The following is a 16,671-nucleotide window of genomic DNA, read 5'->3' as shown; positions in this document are numbered from 1 at the left end:
GTTTCATTGAAACCTAAATTGTTTCCGAAGAAACTATTTGGATTATCATCAACGAGTGCCCACACAGATTGATAGGTTCTTATTTTTAAAGAGCTTTTCTAACATTTTCAGCAACTTAGTTGCTCGTCGTTAGGGGTGCGTATCTTACTTTACACCGTGAGAGAGTCAAGCATTTTTTTCAAATTCTTTTTTCTCTCTTCCCGACTCGCTATGTGACTTTCGTCTCACTCCGTGTCGGTGGATGCGCAGTATAGGGGGTTGAGAAATTAGTACAAGCGTTTTTTGCAAATAAAAAACCAACCGGTCACAAATTAGCCAAAAGTGCGATATTTGCATATTTCTTCGTCACATTTGAGACATATCACAGCAATTGGTTGGAAAAACACCAACCATATACGTAAGATTCATGTGTCTATTCTGTTAATGGACAATCGATCTCTTTATCACTATGTGTAGTAATTAAAATGACGTCTAAAAAAAATCTGATTTTATGTGTTGGGCTGGCCATCGTTGGGGGAATCATTTTCTCTCAATTCATCATCCCACCAGCCTTGAGCTTCCTCATTGGTGTTATCGCTACTGCTTTTCTTTTTTCATTTTCTAGCAAAACACCTGTTCTTCAATCTTCGGAGCCTGATCCTTCAACTAAAACGCTGTATGTCGGCAACCTTCCTTATAAGGCCAATGAGAGTCATGTTCGCGATTTGTTTGCTGAATATGGACAGGTCTATGCAGTACGCTTAATGAAAGATAAGCGTACTGGAAAAAGAAGAGGGTTTGGTTTTGTAGTGATGGCTGCGGCAGATGCCAAGCCAGCTATCGCTAAACTTAATGAAAAGGAATATATGGAGAGAACGCTAAAAGTGAGAATTGCGAACGATCCTAAACATCCGGATGGTGGTAAACCTGAACAGGATTAAAACCTAGCTTCTTTAAACAAATGTTCAGTGCATCTTCCTGCCAAGGAGTTGCACTGGCATAAATCGACTTACTTCCCTCTTCTGTATCCTCAATTTCATCACTTAATAGCAATGCTTTTACTCGACGTGCAATCGCTGCGCCTGAATCAATTAAAGTAACGTCCCCACCCAAAGCTTGATGAATCTCCTCTTTGATTAAAGGGAAGTGAGTACAACCGAGCACCGCAACATCGACTTTATCGCGAAGGGGAAGCAGGATATTTGTCAGTTCGTCGAGAGAAACGCTGTTGCCTCGCAACTTCTCTTCGGCCATATCTACCAAGCGAGTTGATCCCACCAGCTCAACTGGTTTGCCTTGCGCAAAGTCCCGTATTAACTCGTGAGTATATTGGCGTGTTACTGTCGCCGGAGTGGCGATCAGCCCTACTCCTTTTGATGCTAATAGCGATGCGGGTTTAATCGCAGGGACAACACCAACAACGGGAATCGATAAATTTTCGCGTAAGGAAGGAAGCACTATGGTGCTCGCCGTGTTGCAAGCAATGACAACAATGTCGACTTGGTGTTCTTCGACTAATGAAGAGACCAGTTGGTTAACTCGTGAAACGAGTACAGCCTGATCGAGTTCACCATAAGGGTAAGCCTGATTATCGAATAAGTATAAGTAGTCTAGCTGGGGCAATAGGCGATGTATCTCTTGGAATACAGAAAGGCCACCAACACCGGAGTCAAAAACTAGGACTTTTTTCTTACTTGCTACTCGCACGAGCCTTACCTAAAGAACAGAAACGTTGCGATCATACTGCGTAGATTTGTTTTGGCAATGCTTTAGCATGGTATCTTTGATGGCTGAATCTATCTCCAGATTCTACATCTCGCTTCGTCAACTCGATATGTCCTTGAAAAGATGGCGAAGACGTGACCAATGTGTGAAATTCACCATTTTCCCCACAGGGATCAATTTGACTTGGTAATGACTCTATTAGGGCTTTGTCATACCAGCGACCACACCATTCTGGAGGGAGAACTCTTCCGTCGATGGTGATTAACATCGTTTGAATACCACGCTCTATGATTTCCATCGCTAGTTTTTCGCTGCTCTCCCCTAATAGAGGAAAGACGCATTCCCAGCCAACAGGTTCAATATAGCTGCGTCGGTAATCGGCAATGCCATTGCAAAACATATCACCAAATGCGACAGCTTCTATGTTCAGACCACTACTTTGTAATGCATTAACGATGGTTGATTGATAAATTTCGTTACTCGGAAAGACTTCAGGCAGTTCGATAGTAATGAGCGGAAGCGCAAGTAAGTCTGCTTGCATTTGTACAACCTCAAGCGGAGTTGCTTGAAAAGGGACTTCTTTTCCTACGTAAGTCGTGTACAAACCGACAACTTGATAATTTGGATTCTCGTTAAGGCGCTCAAGCGTTAATGTCGAATCTTTACCGCTGGACCAACTGATCACCACTCGCTTGGGTTTCTTCATTCGATTTTCCACCACAAAATATTAAAAACCGCCCGAAGGCGGTTTGTGCTCATTCACGATTAGAATTCGTAGCCAACGTTGAGATAGTACGCTCGCTCTGCAGCAGGGTAACCTTTTGCCATCTCATACTCTTCATCAAGTAGATTATCGATACGAGCGCTAATAGAGGTCGACTCATTCGGATAGTAAGTCACCGCCGTATCAACCAACGAGTAAGAAGAAAGTGTAATATCTTGTGAAGGCCAAGTGCTGTAATCCACATCTGGACGCTTACCGACGTACTGATAGCTAACCGACCAATCCACTTTATCGAAGCTCACTAAAGCATTCCACTTATACATTTCTTTAGCGCGGCGCTGCAACTGATGCCCTTTATCGTCTTCGGCATCTTTGTAATCTGCACTCAACTGGTGCTGCACAATCCCTGTATCAAACTCAGCAACAAGCTCCACACCTTGGATATGTGTTTCACCATCGACATTCAAATATTTGTATGTGGTTGGATGGTAATCGATAAGATTCGTGATTTTATAGTCATAACCCGTTACGGACCAAAAAACGCCTTGGACATCACCGCTGAATGCTAACTCCCAAGCATCTGACTCTTCCGGCTTCAGATCTTTCTCACCGTATGTTGGGTCATACTGTTGATATAGGTTTGGAGCCTTAAACGCAGTACCAAAAGAGGCTTTAACCCCAAACTCTGGTACAAACTGGTAACCAGCCGCTAAACTGTAAGTGAACTCACTACCGTATTCTTCGTTATCATCAAGGCGAGCACTGCCCTCGAGCATTGCTTTATCAATACTAGTGGTTGCCATACCAAACAGAGCGCCATTGGTACGATCAAACGTTTTATTCGCACTCTTGTCTTTATAAGACTCGTTGCGCCAATCAATACCACCAGCCAACGTCGTATTGTTGTTTAGCAAGTAACTGTTGGTCCACTGGACATTTTGCTGCTCAAGTTCATCTTCAGTACCTGAGTGTTTGCCTTTTGCTTGCTCATAGTTCCAAGACTTCTGTTTCTGTGCTGTTACTTGTAGTTCTGACATCACATTATCAGACTGATACTTACCGCCCAGAGTGACAGAAAGATCGTCTTTTTCTGCTTCGTAGTAACCGCGACTGCCGTAGCTGCTGTCATATTGATAAACATTTTCGTAAGCACGTAGGTTACCAAATGCAGACCACTGGTCATTGAAGTTATGCACGTAACCTAGCAGACCATTCTTTGTATCAAAGCCATGGCGATCGCCGTCATTAACTCCCGGTACAGGACGAACGTTATAACCATCATCACTTTCACTACCAAGCGCGATATTTAGCTGGCCGCTCTCTGTGACTTTAATACCAGATGCCACACTCAATTCTTGATAATCTAAACTACCTAAACCCGCACTTAACTTCGTTCCTTCTTCGTCAGCACGCGCAATGGTGATGATATTGATCACGCCACCAATCGCTTCTGAGCCATAAAGTGACGCACGCGCACCACGCACGTACTCAATACGTTGAACGTAAGTAAGTGGGATTTGGTTAAAGTCCACAGCGCCCTTCGCTGCTCGTGCAAAACGTACGCCATCAACCAGTACTAAAACTTGGTCGGAACTGGTTCCACGAACAAATAAAGACGCTAACTGACCACGACCACCATTTTGTGAAACTTGAATACCCGTAAGGCGACGCAATACATCTGGTAGGGTTTTCGCTTGAATGCGATCGATGTCTTGTCGAGTAACTACTTCGACATCTGCCAACGTACGGCTTTCGGCTTGCTCAAAACGGTTTGCAGTAACAACGATGGTTTCGTCAGTGGAGGTTTCTTGGGCCTGTAGATAAGAGACAGGTGAAAGCAGCGATGCCAAAGTTATCGCCAGTGCGGATTTTCTCATTGTATTGTCCTAAATCGCGTAATTCCTTCCGAGCCCTGTCATCATGACAGTCCAGTGCTGTGGCTCAGTTGTTGGCAGGTATTCGGACTCAAGAGCACGGGTGTACCGCCTACTTGCTCGACTTCCCACATAAACTAATGCAGTGTCTGATGAGCGTTCGTTCTCTTTTACCGCTGCGCGTCAGTTCTGGATTCACACCAGATTCCCATTTCAGCCATCTAGATTGCTAGATAGCACCAACTTGAGGCAAATATTATTCAGCTATTGATTATTTGTCCAGCCAATATTGCCCTTAGAAGTTGTAACGTTTTGATTGATTTTGCTTTCTACTCTGCCTGTACGCACTATCTTTAAATCAATTCCAGTACAAAACTGGACATCCTATTGAGATTGAATAAAATCTGCGCTCTTAAATTGAATGCACCATAAAAGGTAAGATCATGGCTACTCTTGATGTAAACCCACAACGCTACCAAGAACAACTGGCTGAAAAAGTCGAACGTCTCACGGATATGTTCGCGCCATACAACATGCCAGAACTGGAAGTGTTTGAATCACCAGAGCAGCACTACCGCATGCGTGCTGAGTTCCGTGTTTGGCATGAAGGCGAAGATCTTTACTACATCATGTTCAACCAAGAAACTCGTGAGAAGTACCGTGTTGACCAATTCCCTGCAGCAAGCCGTCTGATCAACGACCTGATGCCGCTATTGGTTGAAGCGATGAAAGACAACGACTCACTACGTCGTAAACTGTTCCAAGTGGATTTCCTATCGACGCTAAGTGGTGAGATTCTGGTCTCACTCCTTTACCATCGCCAACTTGATGAAGAGTGGATTGAAAACGCGAAAGCCCTTAAACAGCGTTTAAATGATGAAGGCTTTAACCTAAACATCATTGGTCGCGCTCGTAAGATGAAGATTGTCCTAGACCGAGACTACGTTATCGAGAAGCTCGATGTAAATGGTCAAAGCTACATCTACCAACAAGTAGAGAACAGCTTCACTCAGCCGAACGGCAAAGTCGCAGAGAAGATGCTGGAATGGGCGGTCGACTGTACCCAAGAAAGCACTGGCGACCTACTAGAGCTTTACTGTGGTAACGGTAACTTCTCGCTGGCGTTGGCACAGAATTTCGACCGCGTACTGGCAACTGAGCTAGCGAAGCCATCTGTGGTATCTGCACAGTACAACATCGCCGCCAATAAGATTGATAACGTACAAATCTTACGTCTATCAGCAGAGGAATTTACTCAAGCGATCGAAGGTAAGCGTGAATTCCGTCGTCTACAAGATGCAGGTGTAGATCTGGAGAGCTACAACTGCAACACGATTTTTGTCGATCCACCACGTGCTGGGATGGATGTCGATACTTGTAAAATGGTGCAAGGTTACGAGCGCATCATGTACATCTCTTGTAACCCTGAGACTCTAAAAGAGAACTTGGACATTCTATGCGAAACACACAACGTGACGCGTTTTGCTCTGTTTGACCAATTCCCTTATACCCACCATATGGAGTCTGGAGTGCTTCTAGAGCGCATAAAATAAGGACCTGAACGGTTTTTATCTTTAGAAAAAAACGCCCTGGGTACGGCTTGGGGTACGGGAAACATTTAAACAGATAAAGTATTTAGAAATATTCGGGGGCTATGCCTTAGCCCCAGCTAGAATGAAAACACCAAACACTTTTCGGTTCACGATCTACTCCACACCAACCATAGCCTATTAACATACTATCCCTTTAGCGACACCAGTATTAGAATGGCTTGAAGAACTGAAAGTGAGAAGCTTAGGCTCTGAGTATGTATTCCCTAATCGCCGATCCAGTAAGAATCCACATATGGGGCCAGATACGCTTGATCGTGCGATTACCAAACTATTCGGTCATGAACCTGGTAAAAAGAAACAGCCGCTAAATCTTATGGGAGATATGCCTAGCTACGCCGTACGTGCCGAACCTTATTGACACAACAAGGCACTCCCGGCCATGTGGCCGAGAGGTGCTTAAATCACAAGTTAAAAGGTGTTAAAGGGATTTATTACCGACATGATTATTTTGAAGAGCGGTGAGAAGTACTAGAGAAACTAGCTCTATCGGTATCTAAAATTATTGCTTAAACGGGTACTTAATGAAACAACTAAACACCTACGATACAAAAGAAGAAGGCGAAGCTGCACTTGCCAAAATTGATGAGCCCAAACGCCTTGCCAGTGAGCGTGACAGTACAGAGACAATATACAACTTATTTGGAATACCAAGTTGGGGAAACTTCTACAAACTGGGCATGTTTAACCTCGTAGAGCTCAAAGTCATTGTTCAGCAAAAGCAAAACCGTCAGCCCTATGATGAAAAAAAGCATCGTGAGATCATCACGATGCTTGAATATGCAGCAAAGAGCTTTGAGTTAGAAATCCCGAAACACTGGTTGTAGTTCTGGGTACTACAGAAAAACAACCGTGTCCGACGATTGAAGATGTGCTTCTAGTTCTTTATTAGCTTGCACATCAGATAAATCAAAAAACAGTTTAAATGGAAACCAAACCGTATCGTCATTTATACTTGATAGACTCCGACTAGAACTTTGGTTTGAATGCATTATCGCTTCCACTAGCCAACCCTTTATCTCTGGTAGCTCAATAGATACAGCTCTATTTAGCTCATATACACCCTGCTTTGGATTTTTGAGCACTTCAAGGTTTATAAGAGTTCTTACAACAAATTGCATACTACGTTTTATTGTAGATGTATCGCCATATTGCTCTGTTACACGATCTTCAAGCTGAGAGTATATAAAGGTATCGTTAAGTTTAGTCAACTTACCAATCTGGCCTACAACAAAGGCAAAGAATGGGTACTTAGACAGCATCATACCCCAATGAAACACCAAGTGTTGCTCACTATGCTCCATTAACAAGCTAGCCCCTCTCGATTGAAATCTTTCTGAGATATGCTTAGGTAGCTTGTTCCAAATACCAAACAACAAATTCCGGGTTTTGTCCTTTGCAACTTTACTGGTAAATGCAGGCTCAAGCATGGAATCAATTCGGTCTTTCAACGCCTGCCCGTCTATACCATTAGCGACCCAAGATGCCGTCTGCGCTAGCCAATCAGGCTCTAAGTGACGATTAAAACCAATTGAAACTTTCAATACAACTCTCTCTACTTTTTAAATAAAACAAGGTCGTTTCCTTGTTGGTGAAGATCAAACCAGGTTGTCTCAAGCTCATTGACTGATACTGAGAATACAAATGGAAACCAAACTAGATCATCAAGCATATCTGCAAGAGAACGACTTCGATACCTTTGGTTATACATCAAAGATTGCAGAAGCCAGCTCTTATACTTACTTTCTACTTTATGTTCGAGCTTATTCGCTTTGTACGTCCTATTCGTTTGACGTTCAAGAACCCTAAAATCGACCAGTGTTTTTAACACAGAACGAAGACCACGCTTGACCGTCTCGGTATCCCCGTACAGTTCAACAATGTTCTTTTGAACTTGAGCATAGGTAAACACCTCAGCGTGTTTTTCACGTCGCCCAATAAATCGGACTACATCAGCAAAAAAATTATTTTTAGCAACTAACATTCCCCAGTGCAATACAAAGTCTGGACGTTCACTACCAAGCACAGCTTTAATGGCAAACCAAGTAAAGCTATCAGTAACATCATCAGATTTACGGGACCATAACTTGGTCAACTGATTTCGAGTTTTCCCTCTATTTACTTTGCACGTAACCGAAGGCTCAAGCATCAAATCAATCTGTTCGTCGAGTTCTTTTTTTTGTTTTCCCTCAGCGACCCAAACCGCAACGGAATCTAACCATTGAATCTCGATATGACGACTAAAGTTGACTCTCTTTGACATGCTGCTCTCTCGTGACAATAGCTAATGGGACAATCACCTCATGTAAGCTAATCCCGCCATGCCCGACAATCTGTTTGCCTTTCTGGATGAACGCATGACGACCTCTACTCACAAGCGGATACAAATCCGATGGTAGTCCAAACTTCTTTGCTGGCCATTCTAGCACGTCTGTCTTATCACTCGAATATTCAACTGTATGTTTATACAGTCTAACTCTTTCACCTTTTGTCTCTGCTTTAACACCTTCATTTGGCCAACTTTGACCTATTGCTTCTTGGTTACCGTGATCAGCCGTAATCACCACTTCAAAACCAGAATCCAGTAAAGCCTCTATCTTTGAAGAAAACTGCCACAGCTCGAGCCATTTACTCACTGCAACATTTAGTAATGGCATCCCACCCTCAATTCCGTGCATCTGCTTATCTATATAATTGATAACGAAACCTGCAACCTTTAGCTTGGGCGAATGGAAACTGTCTTTGAATGACTCTATATCTTTACTCTTCTCAAGAGTAACTGCATATGCTACTTCGGTCTTGCTTAAACCTTTATCTTCCCAAAACGCCTGCCAAAGCGCTTTCTCTTTCGCGGTTGTATGCCATGAATCAGGAAACGAACGTGGCGGCTTGCCAGAGAATAAAGCTTGCCGCGCTATGGAGGTAATAGTTGGAACCCATGAAAAAACACCTCTCTCTTCAACTCGAACATGAGGTATCTCAATAATGTGCTCTTTAACGTAATTCCACTGCTGAAACCCCATGCCATCCATCACCAGTAGACACACCTTTTGACCTTTACAGACTTTAAGGTTCAACCACTCCGGGATTTTATGTAACATCTTAGGGAAGCGGGTTGTTGGCGTGTTTATCAGCTTGCCAAAGTTCGCTTGCAACCACGTTTCAAAGTAATCATCTACTTTAGCGTTTAAGTTCGCGATCTCAGCGTTCAGAGCATAACTATCTGTGCCTTTCAAAGTGTGAGATAACGAATTCAGTACACCAAGTTCTAGTGCGATCTCTTCCCACTGCTCTGAACCTTCAGGTAGCGGCAAATCCTGCACGATGAATTGATTCGAAAGCTTATTAAGTAGCTGCCTTACTCGTAATAGATCTCTAGACTCATCATCCGCGATAACTCCAACCCACTCCCAATCATCTTTTCCTAAACCGTCAAAATCTACGGCTTGGAGAATCCCTTCAGCAAATAGATTATCAACAAATACTTTAATATCTTGGTCGTCAAATGGAACAACAAGCTCATCGGTAGGCCATGATGATTCCTTAATTTCATATCGCTGGGCTTTTCGCTGCAAGTGAAGCAACCACTGCTGTTGAAGAAACACGAAGAACTCTGTTCTCTCAGGCACAACCCTTGAGAAATTCCAACGACTAAACTGCTCACGAACTTGGAGAGTTTCAATTAGCCTCTCTTCAAAGACCAGAGGCATCTCGATACCAAGGTAATGCTTTCGAATGAGCAAGCGCACTAAATCTGTCTCAGATTGAATAATCTCCGGAGCAATTTTGTAGATATGTCGTAAGACAAAATCCAAACTAGCATTTCGGTTTAGCTTATCCGCACCATAGCTCTTCACTGCAGACTGCAGTTGCTCATAATCTTTAGGCGATAAAGCTCTCAGTACTGATGCATCCAACTCTGGTATCACTTCACTAATATCAAAATCAGCACGCTTAGCTGAAAATTCAATATCATAAGGAATACTAGGCTGTTCATCGACAACCCTAATCAATAGAGCACTGCACTCATCACTATCAAGCCATTCTTCAAAACATAACCTTAGTGCGATAGGATCAGTATCTGAGAAAAGTACAGCTCCCGCCTGTTCGATTAGGTCAGCTATTGCGGGTTCAAAACATAAATTATCAGGGTCGTTAACAATATAGTGAACAGGCTCTGTCAAAGCCATCTGACTAGTAAGCTTCTCTTGCCAATTCATATCTATCCTTTAATTTCAAACACTAGATGAAGGTTTAACTCAGGGTATATCTCACGCTTTGCCTCAATATCAACCTTCCATTGACTGTATTCAATATCCAACTGACGCATTCTATAGCTCTTAACTTCTGGCAGACCTATTCGTTCAATCGCATTTCTTCTGGCTTTGAAGGAATACTCTCCTTTCTCAACGCTAAGTTCTAGTTCGTTCAAATGCTCAGCTAGCATGGAATCAAACAAAATTTTGCCTTGGATCTCAGCAGACTCTCTAAGCAATTGATATGCTTTTTCAGGCTCTGGATTTGAGCTTAAGTCGGACTCGAGAATATCTGAACATATTGCATCCCACACTCGATTAGATGCGGTAGAGAAATACTGGCCTGCTGTATTTATATAGATTGGCAAATACTGCAATTGACGTTCATCCTGACCAGAAAATCGAACACTCCAGAGGGACCAATACCCGGTCACACCAGAAGGCAGGGAAGGAACTCGCACAAGAGGTATGTTTTGGACTTCGCTCCAAATTGGTAAGTGTGTGCTCAAGCCTCTCACCTTTGGGCTTTCAAGAGTAATGTGCTTTAACCCTGGTGTTTTTTGCGCTTCCTTACCAATAAAGGTAATGTCTTCCCAGTTAGCGCCATCTGGCCATTTAACACATATCGATCCATTCTCAGCACGAGTAAATGACGCATCCGCACCTTGAGAGCTCTTGAAACTTAGAAACTGACTCACCATCTGCTCAACCCAATACGGCAAAGGGTGATCAATAACTTTCTGATAATCAATTGGATTTAGCAACTTTCCATCTGAAAACAAACCGTCTTGAGAACGTTTATCTCGTGCTCCACCCTGAATCACTTTCAAGGCTTTCGCTAATTCCTGATCCATCGTTTCCGGGTTCGATATGGATTCCATAAAGAGCTCATCAAAGAGATGATTTGCCTCGGCTGAGTCAAGTACGTCACTGGTTTTATCTACTCCGAATTCATCTAAGATGACTTGAAGCTTCGATTCCAGTACATCTCGCACTCTATGCTCCACAGAGTCTTCCAATACAAAGTTTAGAGCTCGCACGACATGGGGCTGGCCAATACGATCAACACGTCCAATGCGCTGCTCCATTCTCATTGGGTTCCAAGGCATATCGTAGTTTACAATGACGTGACAAAATTGAAGGTTTAAACCTTCACCACCCGCGTCAGTAGAGATCAAAATTCGCGTATCACCAGCAAACGAAGCCTGTGCTCTTTTCCGCTCATGCATATCCATAGAGCCATTAAGCGTAACAACACTGATCCCCCTATCGGTAAAGAACTTCGTGAGCATCTGCTGCGTTGGCACAAACTCAGTAAAGACCAACATTTTTAGTTCAGGATCTTGCTCTTCTTGTTGAAGTTGATAGAGCCAGTCAATCAGTGCTTCTGCTTTAGTATCACTTTCTTTGGCGACGCATTCATTAGCAATATTCAACAAACGCTGTACATCAGCTTTCTCATTTGCCAACGCTTGCTTACTCGTTGCAATCAACTCATCTAATTGTGCTTGGCCATCAAGGTCCGCCCAGTCATCGGCAAAAGCTAGCGGAAGCTCATCTTCAATAACAGTATTCTCGAGTGACTGTAATCGCCTAGACAATGTCATTGCAATTGCTGCACTACTCGAGCTAACAAGGCGCTGCATCAAGATCATTAAAAAGCCAATAGCATTTTGTTTTTGAGCTTTTGCCTGGTTATAGCCTTCTTTTACATACTCAGTGACTTCTTCGTACAAGTGCCTCTGTAAAGCGTGTCTACTCTTCCAGGCCACAGGAATTAGCTCTGTCTTTCTAGGCTTAAATAATGGCTTACCTGTACCGTCTATTGATATTCGCTTTTCAGTTCTTACGACATAGGGCTGAACACGTTCTTTCGTAACACTCGAAACATCAGGAAAAGCCTCTTTATCAAGTAAGGCCATAAGTCTGTGAAAAGCGTCACTCTTGCCCTGGTGAGGTGTTGCCGACAGCAGCAATAAGTAGGGTGATGCTTCCGCCAGACCTTGCCCTAACTTATAACGTGCAACGAGCTCGGTACTGCCACCTAATCGATGCGCTTCATCGATGACAATGAGATCCCAACCCGCAGACAACAGATCATCGAACCTATGCTTGTTGTACTCATGAACTTGTTTAACCGACCAGCCTTTTCTGCTCTCAATTGGCTTTATGCTATCAACCGGACAAACGACCAAATCATGCCGAAGCCAAACATTGTCGTTTTCATCTACAGGTTTATTCTCCCCTGGGATGAGCAGATGAAATGATTCCCCAAAGTGAGTGCTCATCTCACTCACCCATTGGCTTACCAAGCCTTTAGGTGCGCACACCAAGATTCGTTTAGCCATCCCTCTTAGCTTGAGTTCTCGCATAACCAAGCCAGCCTCGATGGTTTTACCAAGCCCTACTTCATCTGCAAATAGATAACGGACTTGCTTACGCGACATCGCTTTGTCGAGTGCTTTCAATTGGTGAGGCAATGGAATGACATTTGATTCTACAGGAGCAAGTAGAATGTCCTCTTTTTGGGCATTCGCTATTTTGGCTGCGATGCCAATGTAAGAGAAAAAATGTGGGTTAGGCGATTTGTCCATAGAAGTTTTAGACAAATCATCAGTTGAAACTTTTACAACACTATCTTGTTGCTGGAGCCAAACACGATAAAAGCTCTGGCCCCAAAGGCCAGAGCTTTCTATCACTTTAACATATTGTTGATGGGCTTGACTCCAAGCCCAATCACCGACTTCAAGCATCCTTACTTCCTACTAGCGTTGCTGCGATATCACAAAACATCACTAACTCACTTCCTTCTATTCCACTATTCTAGACATTACATTTACAAGTGATTGAAACCGCAACGCAGATTTTTCTTTATTTAGGCTATTTTCAGATGGGTTCTCCAAGAACTTTCTAATATTTTGAACTGTTTCATCGTTTATTTTTAGAGTGACAACTTTGTCATCTCTAAGTTTAAATTGAGGCTTATCATTGGTTACAGAATAAGAAGCTGCCATCTCTCTAACTTGGTTTTGCTCTGTAGGCTGATCAACTTCTTCAACAATCTGGTGCAGTATTAACCCTAGAGCCCCCTCTAGCTGGCTTAGTAAGTTCAATTGAGCCTTCAGTTGCAGTGTATTGAAGCCATTCGTACTCCCTTTACGAAGCTTAAGCAACCTTTCAAAATGCTCATATACATCTAGATTTTTGTTAGCGGATTTGTCTACATGGTAAATTTCTGTGGCTTCAAAACCATAGTACGTGTTGTTACTTTTCTTAAAAAAAAGAAAATCCATGTCACAAGTTAGGTTTCCTTGAGGCCAAGTGAGAGTGCGCCAATTCCAAAAACTGAAAGGCGTTTGACCACAATTTTTCTGCAATGAACCACCTAACGCTGTTTCATACCATGTTTCGTATTCCCATCGCTGTCCATTATCTAAGGTCGGTTCTTGTGTTGTAAAGTCGATATTTGTCACTGGGATATTATTCCCACTTTTAAAATTCAGCTTTACTGGCCATTCGATAACATCTTTATTCTTATGATTTTTCTCGAATACTAAATGTATAACCTCACCGGTTTGATTGTGATAGCAAATCTGAGGCCAAATATATTTCACTCTTTTCTCTAAGCAAAAATCATTGACCCAAGTTTCGAAAACCTCTTTCTTACTTGTATGTAAAACTGCTTTCATTTAATCCCACTCTTCCAATGTGTCACTTGTCAATGTAGCTGCGTTGTCAAAGAACATTACTAATTTCTCGTCTTCTTGGAGGACTGCTGGTGGTAACTTGGCCGCAACATCTAAAATAGTTTGGTAATCTTGCTTTTCCCAACAGACGTTAAAACCAGCCCTTAAAGCTTCTATTCTTGGCTGCTTTATCTTTTTCATTTCTTTTCTGTAGTGTTCAAAATCACGTAGCAAACTCTTAAGTCGTAATTTTCTGAGATCTTCCTCTTGTTCTAAATCGGGGATATACCACTTTTCCTTATGCTGAGATTTTAGATCGTCATTTGTAGCTTTCTTTCCCCCTAGCTCGATTGATTGAAGTAGCTGTTCAGGTATATCTTCAACCCCATCATATTGAAGAAAGTTTTGCTCTAGCAAAGTTGAAAGCTCCAATCGAACTTCATTTTTCTTCCAACCGGAAAGCTCGTTCATGAAAAGTGGGTGAATTTCTGAGTAGGTTTTTGGTTCTTTAAGTGTTCCTCTCAGCCATTCAATAGCACTTTCTTCATCTTCAACAAAAATAGAGTATTGTTTAATTCGAGGTTGTTTCGCTCGCTCTTTATCATAAGAAACTGATTGTTCGACAGTAAAATACATTCCATCACGTTCAACAAAACGGTTTGATAGCTCTAATTGAAATTCGTAGCTAGATATCGGGACTCTTTTATTTGCTCTGATGAAAAACGCAACAACCTGGTCAAACAGTATCCGAGGATCACGCTCTGGCACTTTTATCATTTCGCCATTTTGTACTTTCGACAGTGGCAGAAACCTGAGGTGATTCTCAATAAACTCCCAAACGGACTGTTCATTAGAAGCGATTTGGACTGACTCAAACACAGAGTTATCAGATTTATAAGCTGAAATAACCAAGTCTTGCTTTACTGCCGTTGTCGTAGTTACCGCCTTAAAACTACCTTGCTTTTTATCTAGTGCTGAAACGTTGGCAACAATAAAACCAGCTTCTGTAAGTGATGACTGGATACTGTTCCAGACACTTGCTTTGGTATTGGAGAACTCAATCGTTATCCAGCGCCCTGGCTTAAGCACCCTATAAGCTTCTTTAAAGCAAGAGTACATTAGTGAACGATAGTCGTCCAAAGACTTACTCTGAGCTTTATTTTCAATTGCTTCTTTATGGTTATTCGTAAATAAGTTCATCCAGGACTCTGAAATATAATTTAGCTCTGAATACATTATATTGCTACCAAACGGAGGATCGATGAATATATAGTCCAATGAGTTATCTTCTAAAAGAAGCTTTGAGGCACTACCTGTATTTACCAATTGACTTTTGGAGACTTCTTTCAGAGAAGACGTGATAATAGGTAATTTCTGCTTACGAATTCCGCTGAATATATTTTTCTCTACAGGTAAGGATGATGCGTAAAGGGTTCCGGACTGATAGCCCGTTAAAACCGGTTTCTTTCCCTTACCTTTAAATATCAAACGGCTCATAATAGTACTATGTGTTAAGTCATAAGAATTAATCAAAAATGATAGTGCGCTTTTAATTCTTTTAGACTTTAACGAAATATTTTTTCTTAACCCAGAAAGGACTATCAAGTTTCTCCTGGTGTAAAAATCTTTGATCAGTTCTACACCATGTGAAGCCTTTGGCTGTTTTGTATTATAGCCATCAATGAGAGAATTTTTAGGTATGTAAACACCGTCATCAATAACATAATTATCTATACGTTCAATAATACCAAAATCATAATCATCCGGTTTTTTTTCGTAACGTTTACCTTCATAAGTATAATTAATTAAAACTGGTTCTTGCTTCGCCTTTCTAACAGATTTACCAGTATCAATATCTAAACCTCTGGTATATACACGCTCAAGTTTTTTCTTTGTCAATGTAGCAGCACATTCTGGACAAGAAAATGAATCTAATAGTTTATTATTCTCGAAATCTACCGCTGTATGGTAGAAGTTCACCTCTGCACTACACTCACTACACTCAAAAACGTCAGACCAAATAATATAATTAACAATCCCCAGTTGACCATTTTCATGTTTTGTTGAATACAGCCATTCGAACTCTTTTTCAGTTTGGTCAAGCAAATCTTTTGCTTCTTGCTCAAAAGTTTCAACATCTAGTGGAGCATTATAATTATACGCAATAAAACTTGCGGCGGGTGACAAATCATTATTCAATGCATGACGCTCACCTAATTCACTAATTTTAATTCTTTCGTTGCCGAGACCATCAGCTCGCTGGAAAATACCTCCGTCTTGATCAACTTCGTAACCTAACTCTTCTACTATGCGGCGGTTACCACACAGCTGAGCGGCAACACCAGTCATACCGGTTCCACAAAACGAGTCCATTAGAATATCACCAGGATTAGTAAAGTGAAGAATGTAGCGCATGATTGCCTTATGAGGAACTTTCGTATGATACGAATGGGCATCATAAAATAATCCACTTCGACCTTCACTGACATCTACAGCAAAAGGCTCTCGATGGTACTCTTCATTTGAATTATCTTTTTGTGACTCCCATAACCCTACAAAGTCACTCAACCAAGGGTTAGGACAAGCAGTATAATATGGTGGATCAGAAAGCTCTAAAATGGCTTCATCAGTACCAATCGGAAAGCCTTCAATGGCTCTAAATTCTGGATCTTTTAGTTTTTCACGCAGCAGATCAGTAAAATGGGTACGTCGAGCTTCTTCACTTTCAAACGTCATCCCCAGGCACTCTACCGGGCCAGAGTCTTTTTTTTCGTTTTCAGTACCAAACAGGTTTTCTTGTATCATAGTTCACTCACT

Annotated in this window: 12 protein-coding genes, 1 pseudogene and 1 riboswitch; of the genes and pseudogenes, 4 read left to right on the top strand and 9 right to left on the bottom strand. The window is 42.0% G+C overall.

Going from position 1 to position 16,671, the window contains the following annotated elements; all coding sequences use genetic code 11:
- The first annotated feature begins 464 nt into the window (after positions 1-464).
- A complete protein-coding gene (locus R7E38_RS20495; RefSeq protein ID WP_017821270.1) occupies positions 465-920 on the top strand; it encodes an RNA-binding protein in 456 nt (151 codons plus the stop codon).
- Here R7E38_RS20495 and murI read toward each other — a convergent pair.
- The 3 genes from murI to btuB are packed head-to-tail and all read right to left on the bottom strand — an operon-like array spanning position 883 to position 4,305.
- The gene (murI, locus tag R7E38_RS20490; RefSeq protein WP_047104461.1) at positions 883-1,686 is read right to left on the bottom strand and encodes a glutamate racemase; all 804 of its coding nucleotides are present in this window, start codon (positions 1,684-1,686) and stop codon (positions 883-885) included. The genes R7E38_RS20495 and murI overlap by 38 nt on opposite strands.
- A 31-nt stretch (positions 1,687-1,717) precedes the next feature.
- Positions 1,718-2,410, bottom strand: coding sequence for an ATPase (locus tag R7E38_RS20485; RefSeq protein ID WP_005389693.1), 693 nt, complete (start codon positions 2,408-2,410; stop codon positions 1,718-1,720).
- Positions 2,411-2,469: 59 nt separating this feature from the next.
- A complete protein-coding gene (btuB, locus tag R7E38_RS20480; protein ID WP_005389692.1) occupies positions 2,470-4,305 on the bottom strand; it encodes a TonB-dependent vitamin B12 receptor in 1,836 nt (611 codons plus the stop codon).
- Between the two features lie 55 nt (positions 4,306-4,360).
- Positions 4,361-4,561: riboswitch (cobalamin riboswitch) on the bottom strand.
- A 184-nt stretch (positions 4,562-4,745) separates the two neighbouring features.
- Here btuB and trmA point away from each other — a divergent pair.
- The 3 genes and pseudogenes from trmA to R7E38_RS20465 all read left to right on the top strand — a co-directional run bounded on the left by trmA (position 4,746) and on the right by R7E38_RS20465 (position 6,739).
- Complete coding sequence (gene trmA, locus R7E38_RS20475) at positions 4,746-5,855, top strand: tRNA (uridine(54)-C5)-methyltransferase TrmA (protein WP_268206428.1); 1,110 nt, start codon at positions 4,746-4,748, stop codon at positions 5,853-5,855.
- Between the two features lie 184 nt (positions 5,856-6,039).
- Positions 6,040-6,377 (top strand): annotated as a pseudogene (locus R7E38_RS20470) (integrase); the annotation flags it as partial.
- 59 nt (positions 6,378-6,436) lie between these two features.
- A complete protein-coding gene (locus R7E38_RS20465) occupies positions 6,437-6,739 on the top strand; it encodes a hypothetical protein (protein ID WP_124009102.1) in 303 nt (100 codons plus the stop codon).
- 9 nt (positions 6,740-6,748) lie between these two features.
- Here the strand turns inward: R7E38_RS20465 and R7E38_RS20460 are convergent, their stop codons facing one another.
- Genes R7E38_RS20460 through R7E38_RS20435 form a run of 6 tightly spaced genes read right to left on the bottom strand, consistent with a single transcriptional unit; the run spans position 6,749 to position 16,659 of the window.
- Positions 6,749-7,456 carry a hypothetical protein gene (locus R7E38_RS20460; RefSeq protein ID WP_124009101.1) on the bottom strand — a complete coding sequence of 236 codons (708 nt, stop codon included), beginning with the start codon at positions 7,454-7,456 and terminating at the stop codon, positions 6,749-6,751.
- A gap of 11 nt (positions 7,457-7,467) precedes the next feature.
- Positions 7,468-8,175 carry a hypothetical protein gene (locus tag R7E38_RS20455; protein ID WP_124009100.1) on the bottom strand — a complete coding sequence of 236 codons (708 nt, stop codon included), beginning with the start codon at positions 8,173-8,175 and terminating at the stop codon, positions 7,468-7,470.
- Complete coding sequence (gene pglZ, locus R7E38_RS20450; RefSeq protein WP_124009099.1) at positions 8,153-10,132, bottom strand: BREX-3 system phosphatase PglZ; 1,980 nt, start codon at positions 10,130-10,132, stop codon at positions 8,153-8,155. The genes R7E38_RS20455 and pglZ overlap by 23 nt, the downstream gene beginning before the upstream one ends.
- 2 nt (positions 10,133-10,134) lie before the next feature.
- Positions 10,135-12,921, bottom strand: coding sequence for a DEAD/DEAH box helicase (locus tag R7E38_RS20445; RefSeq protein WP_124009098.1), 2,787 nt, complete (start codon positions 12,919-12,921; stop codon positions 10,135-10,137).
- Positions 12,922-12,978: 57 nt separating this feature from the next.
- Complete coding sequence (locus R7E38_RS20440) at positions 12,979-13,857, bottom strand: hypothetical protein (protein WP_318082057.1); 879 nt, start codon at positions 13,855-13,857, stop codon at positions 12,979-12,981.
- Complete coding sequence (locus R7E38_RS20435) at positions 13,858-16,659, bottom strand: DNA methyltransferase (RefSeq protein WP_124009096.1); 2,802 nt, start codon at positions 16,657-16,659, stop codon at positions 13,858-13,860.
- Positions 16,660-16,671: the final 12 nt, after the last annotated feature.

The organism is Vibrio sp. Vb2131 (genome assembly GCF_033338535.1).
Lineage (GTDB): Bacteria > Pseudomonadota > Gammaproteobacteria > Enterobacterales > Vibrionaceae > Vibrio > Vibrio alginolyticus.
Note: the sequence above shows the minus strand (reverse complement) of the source record. Positions and strands in the feature narration are given on the sequence as shown.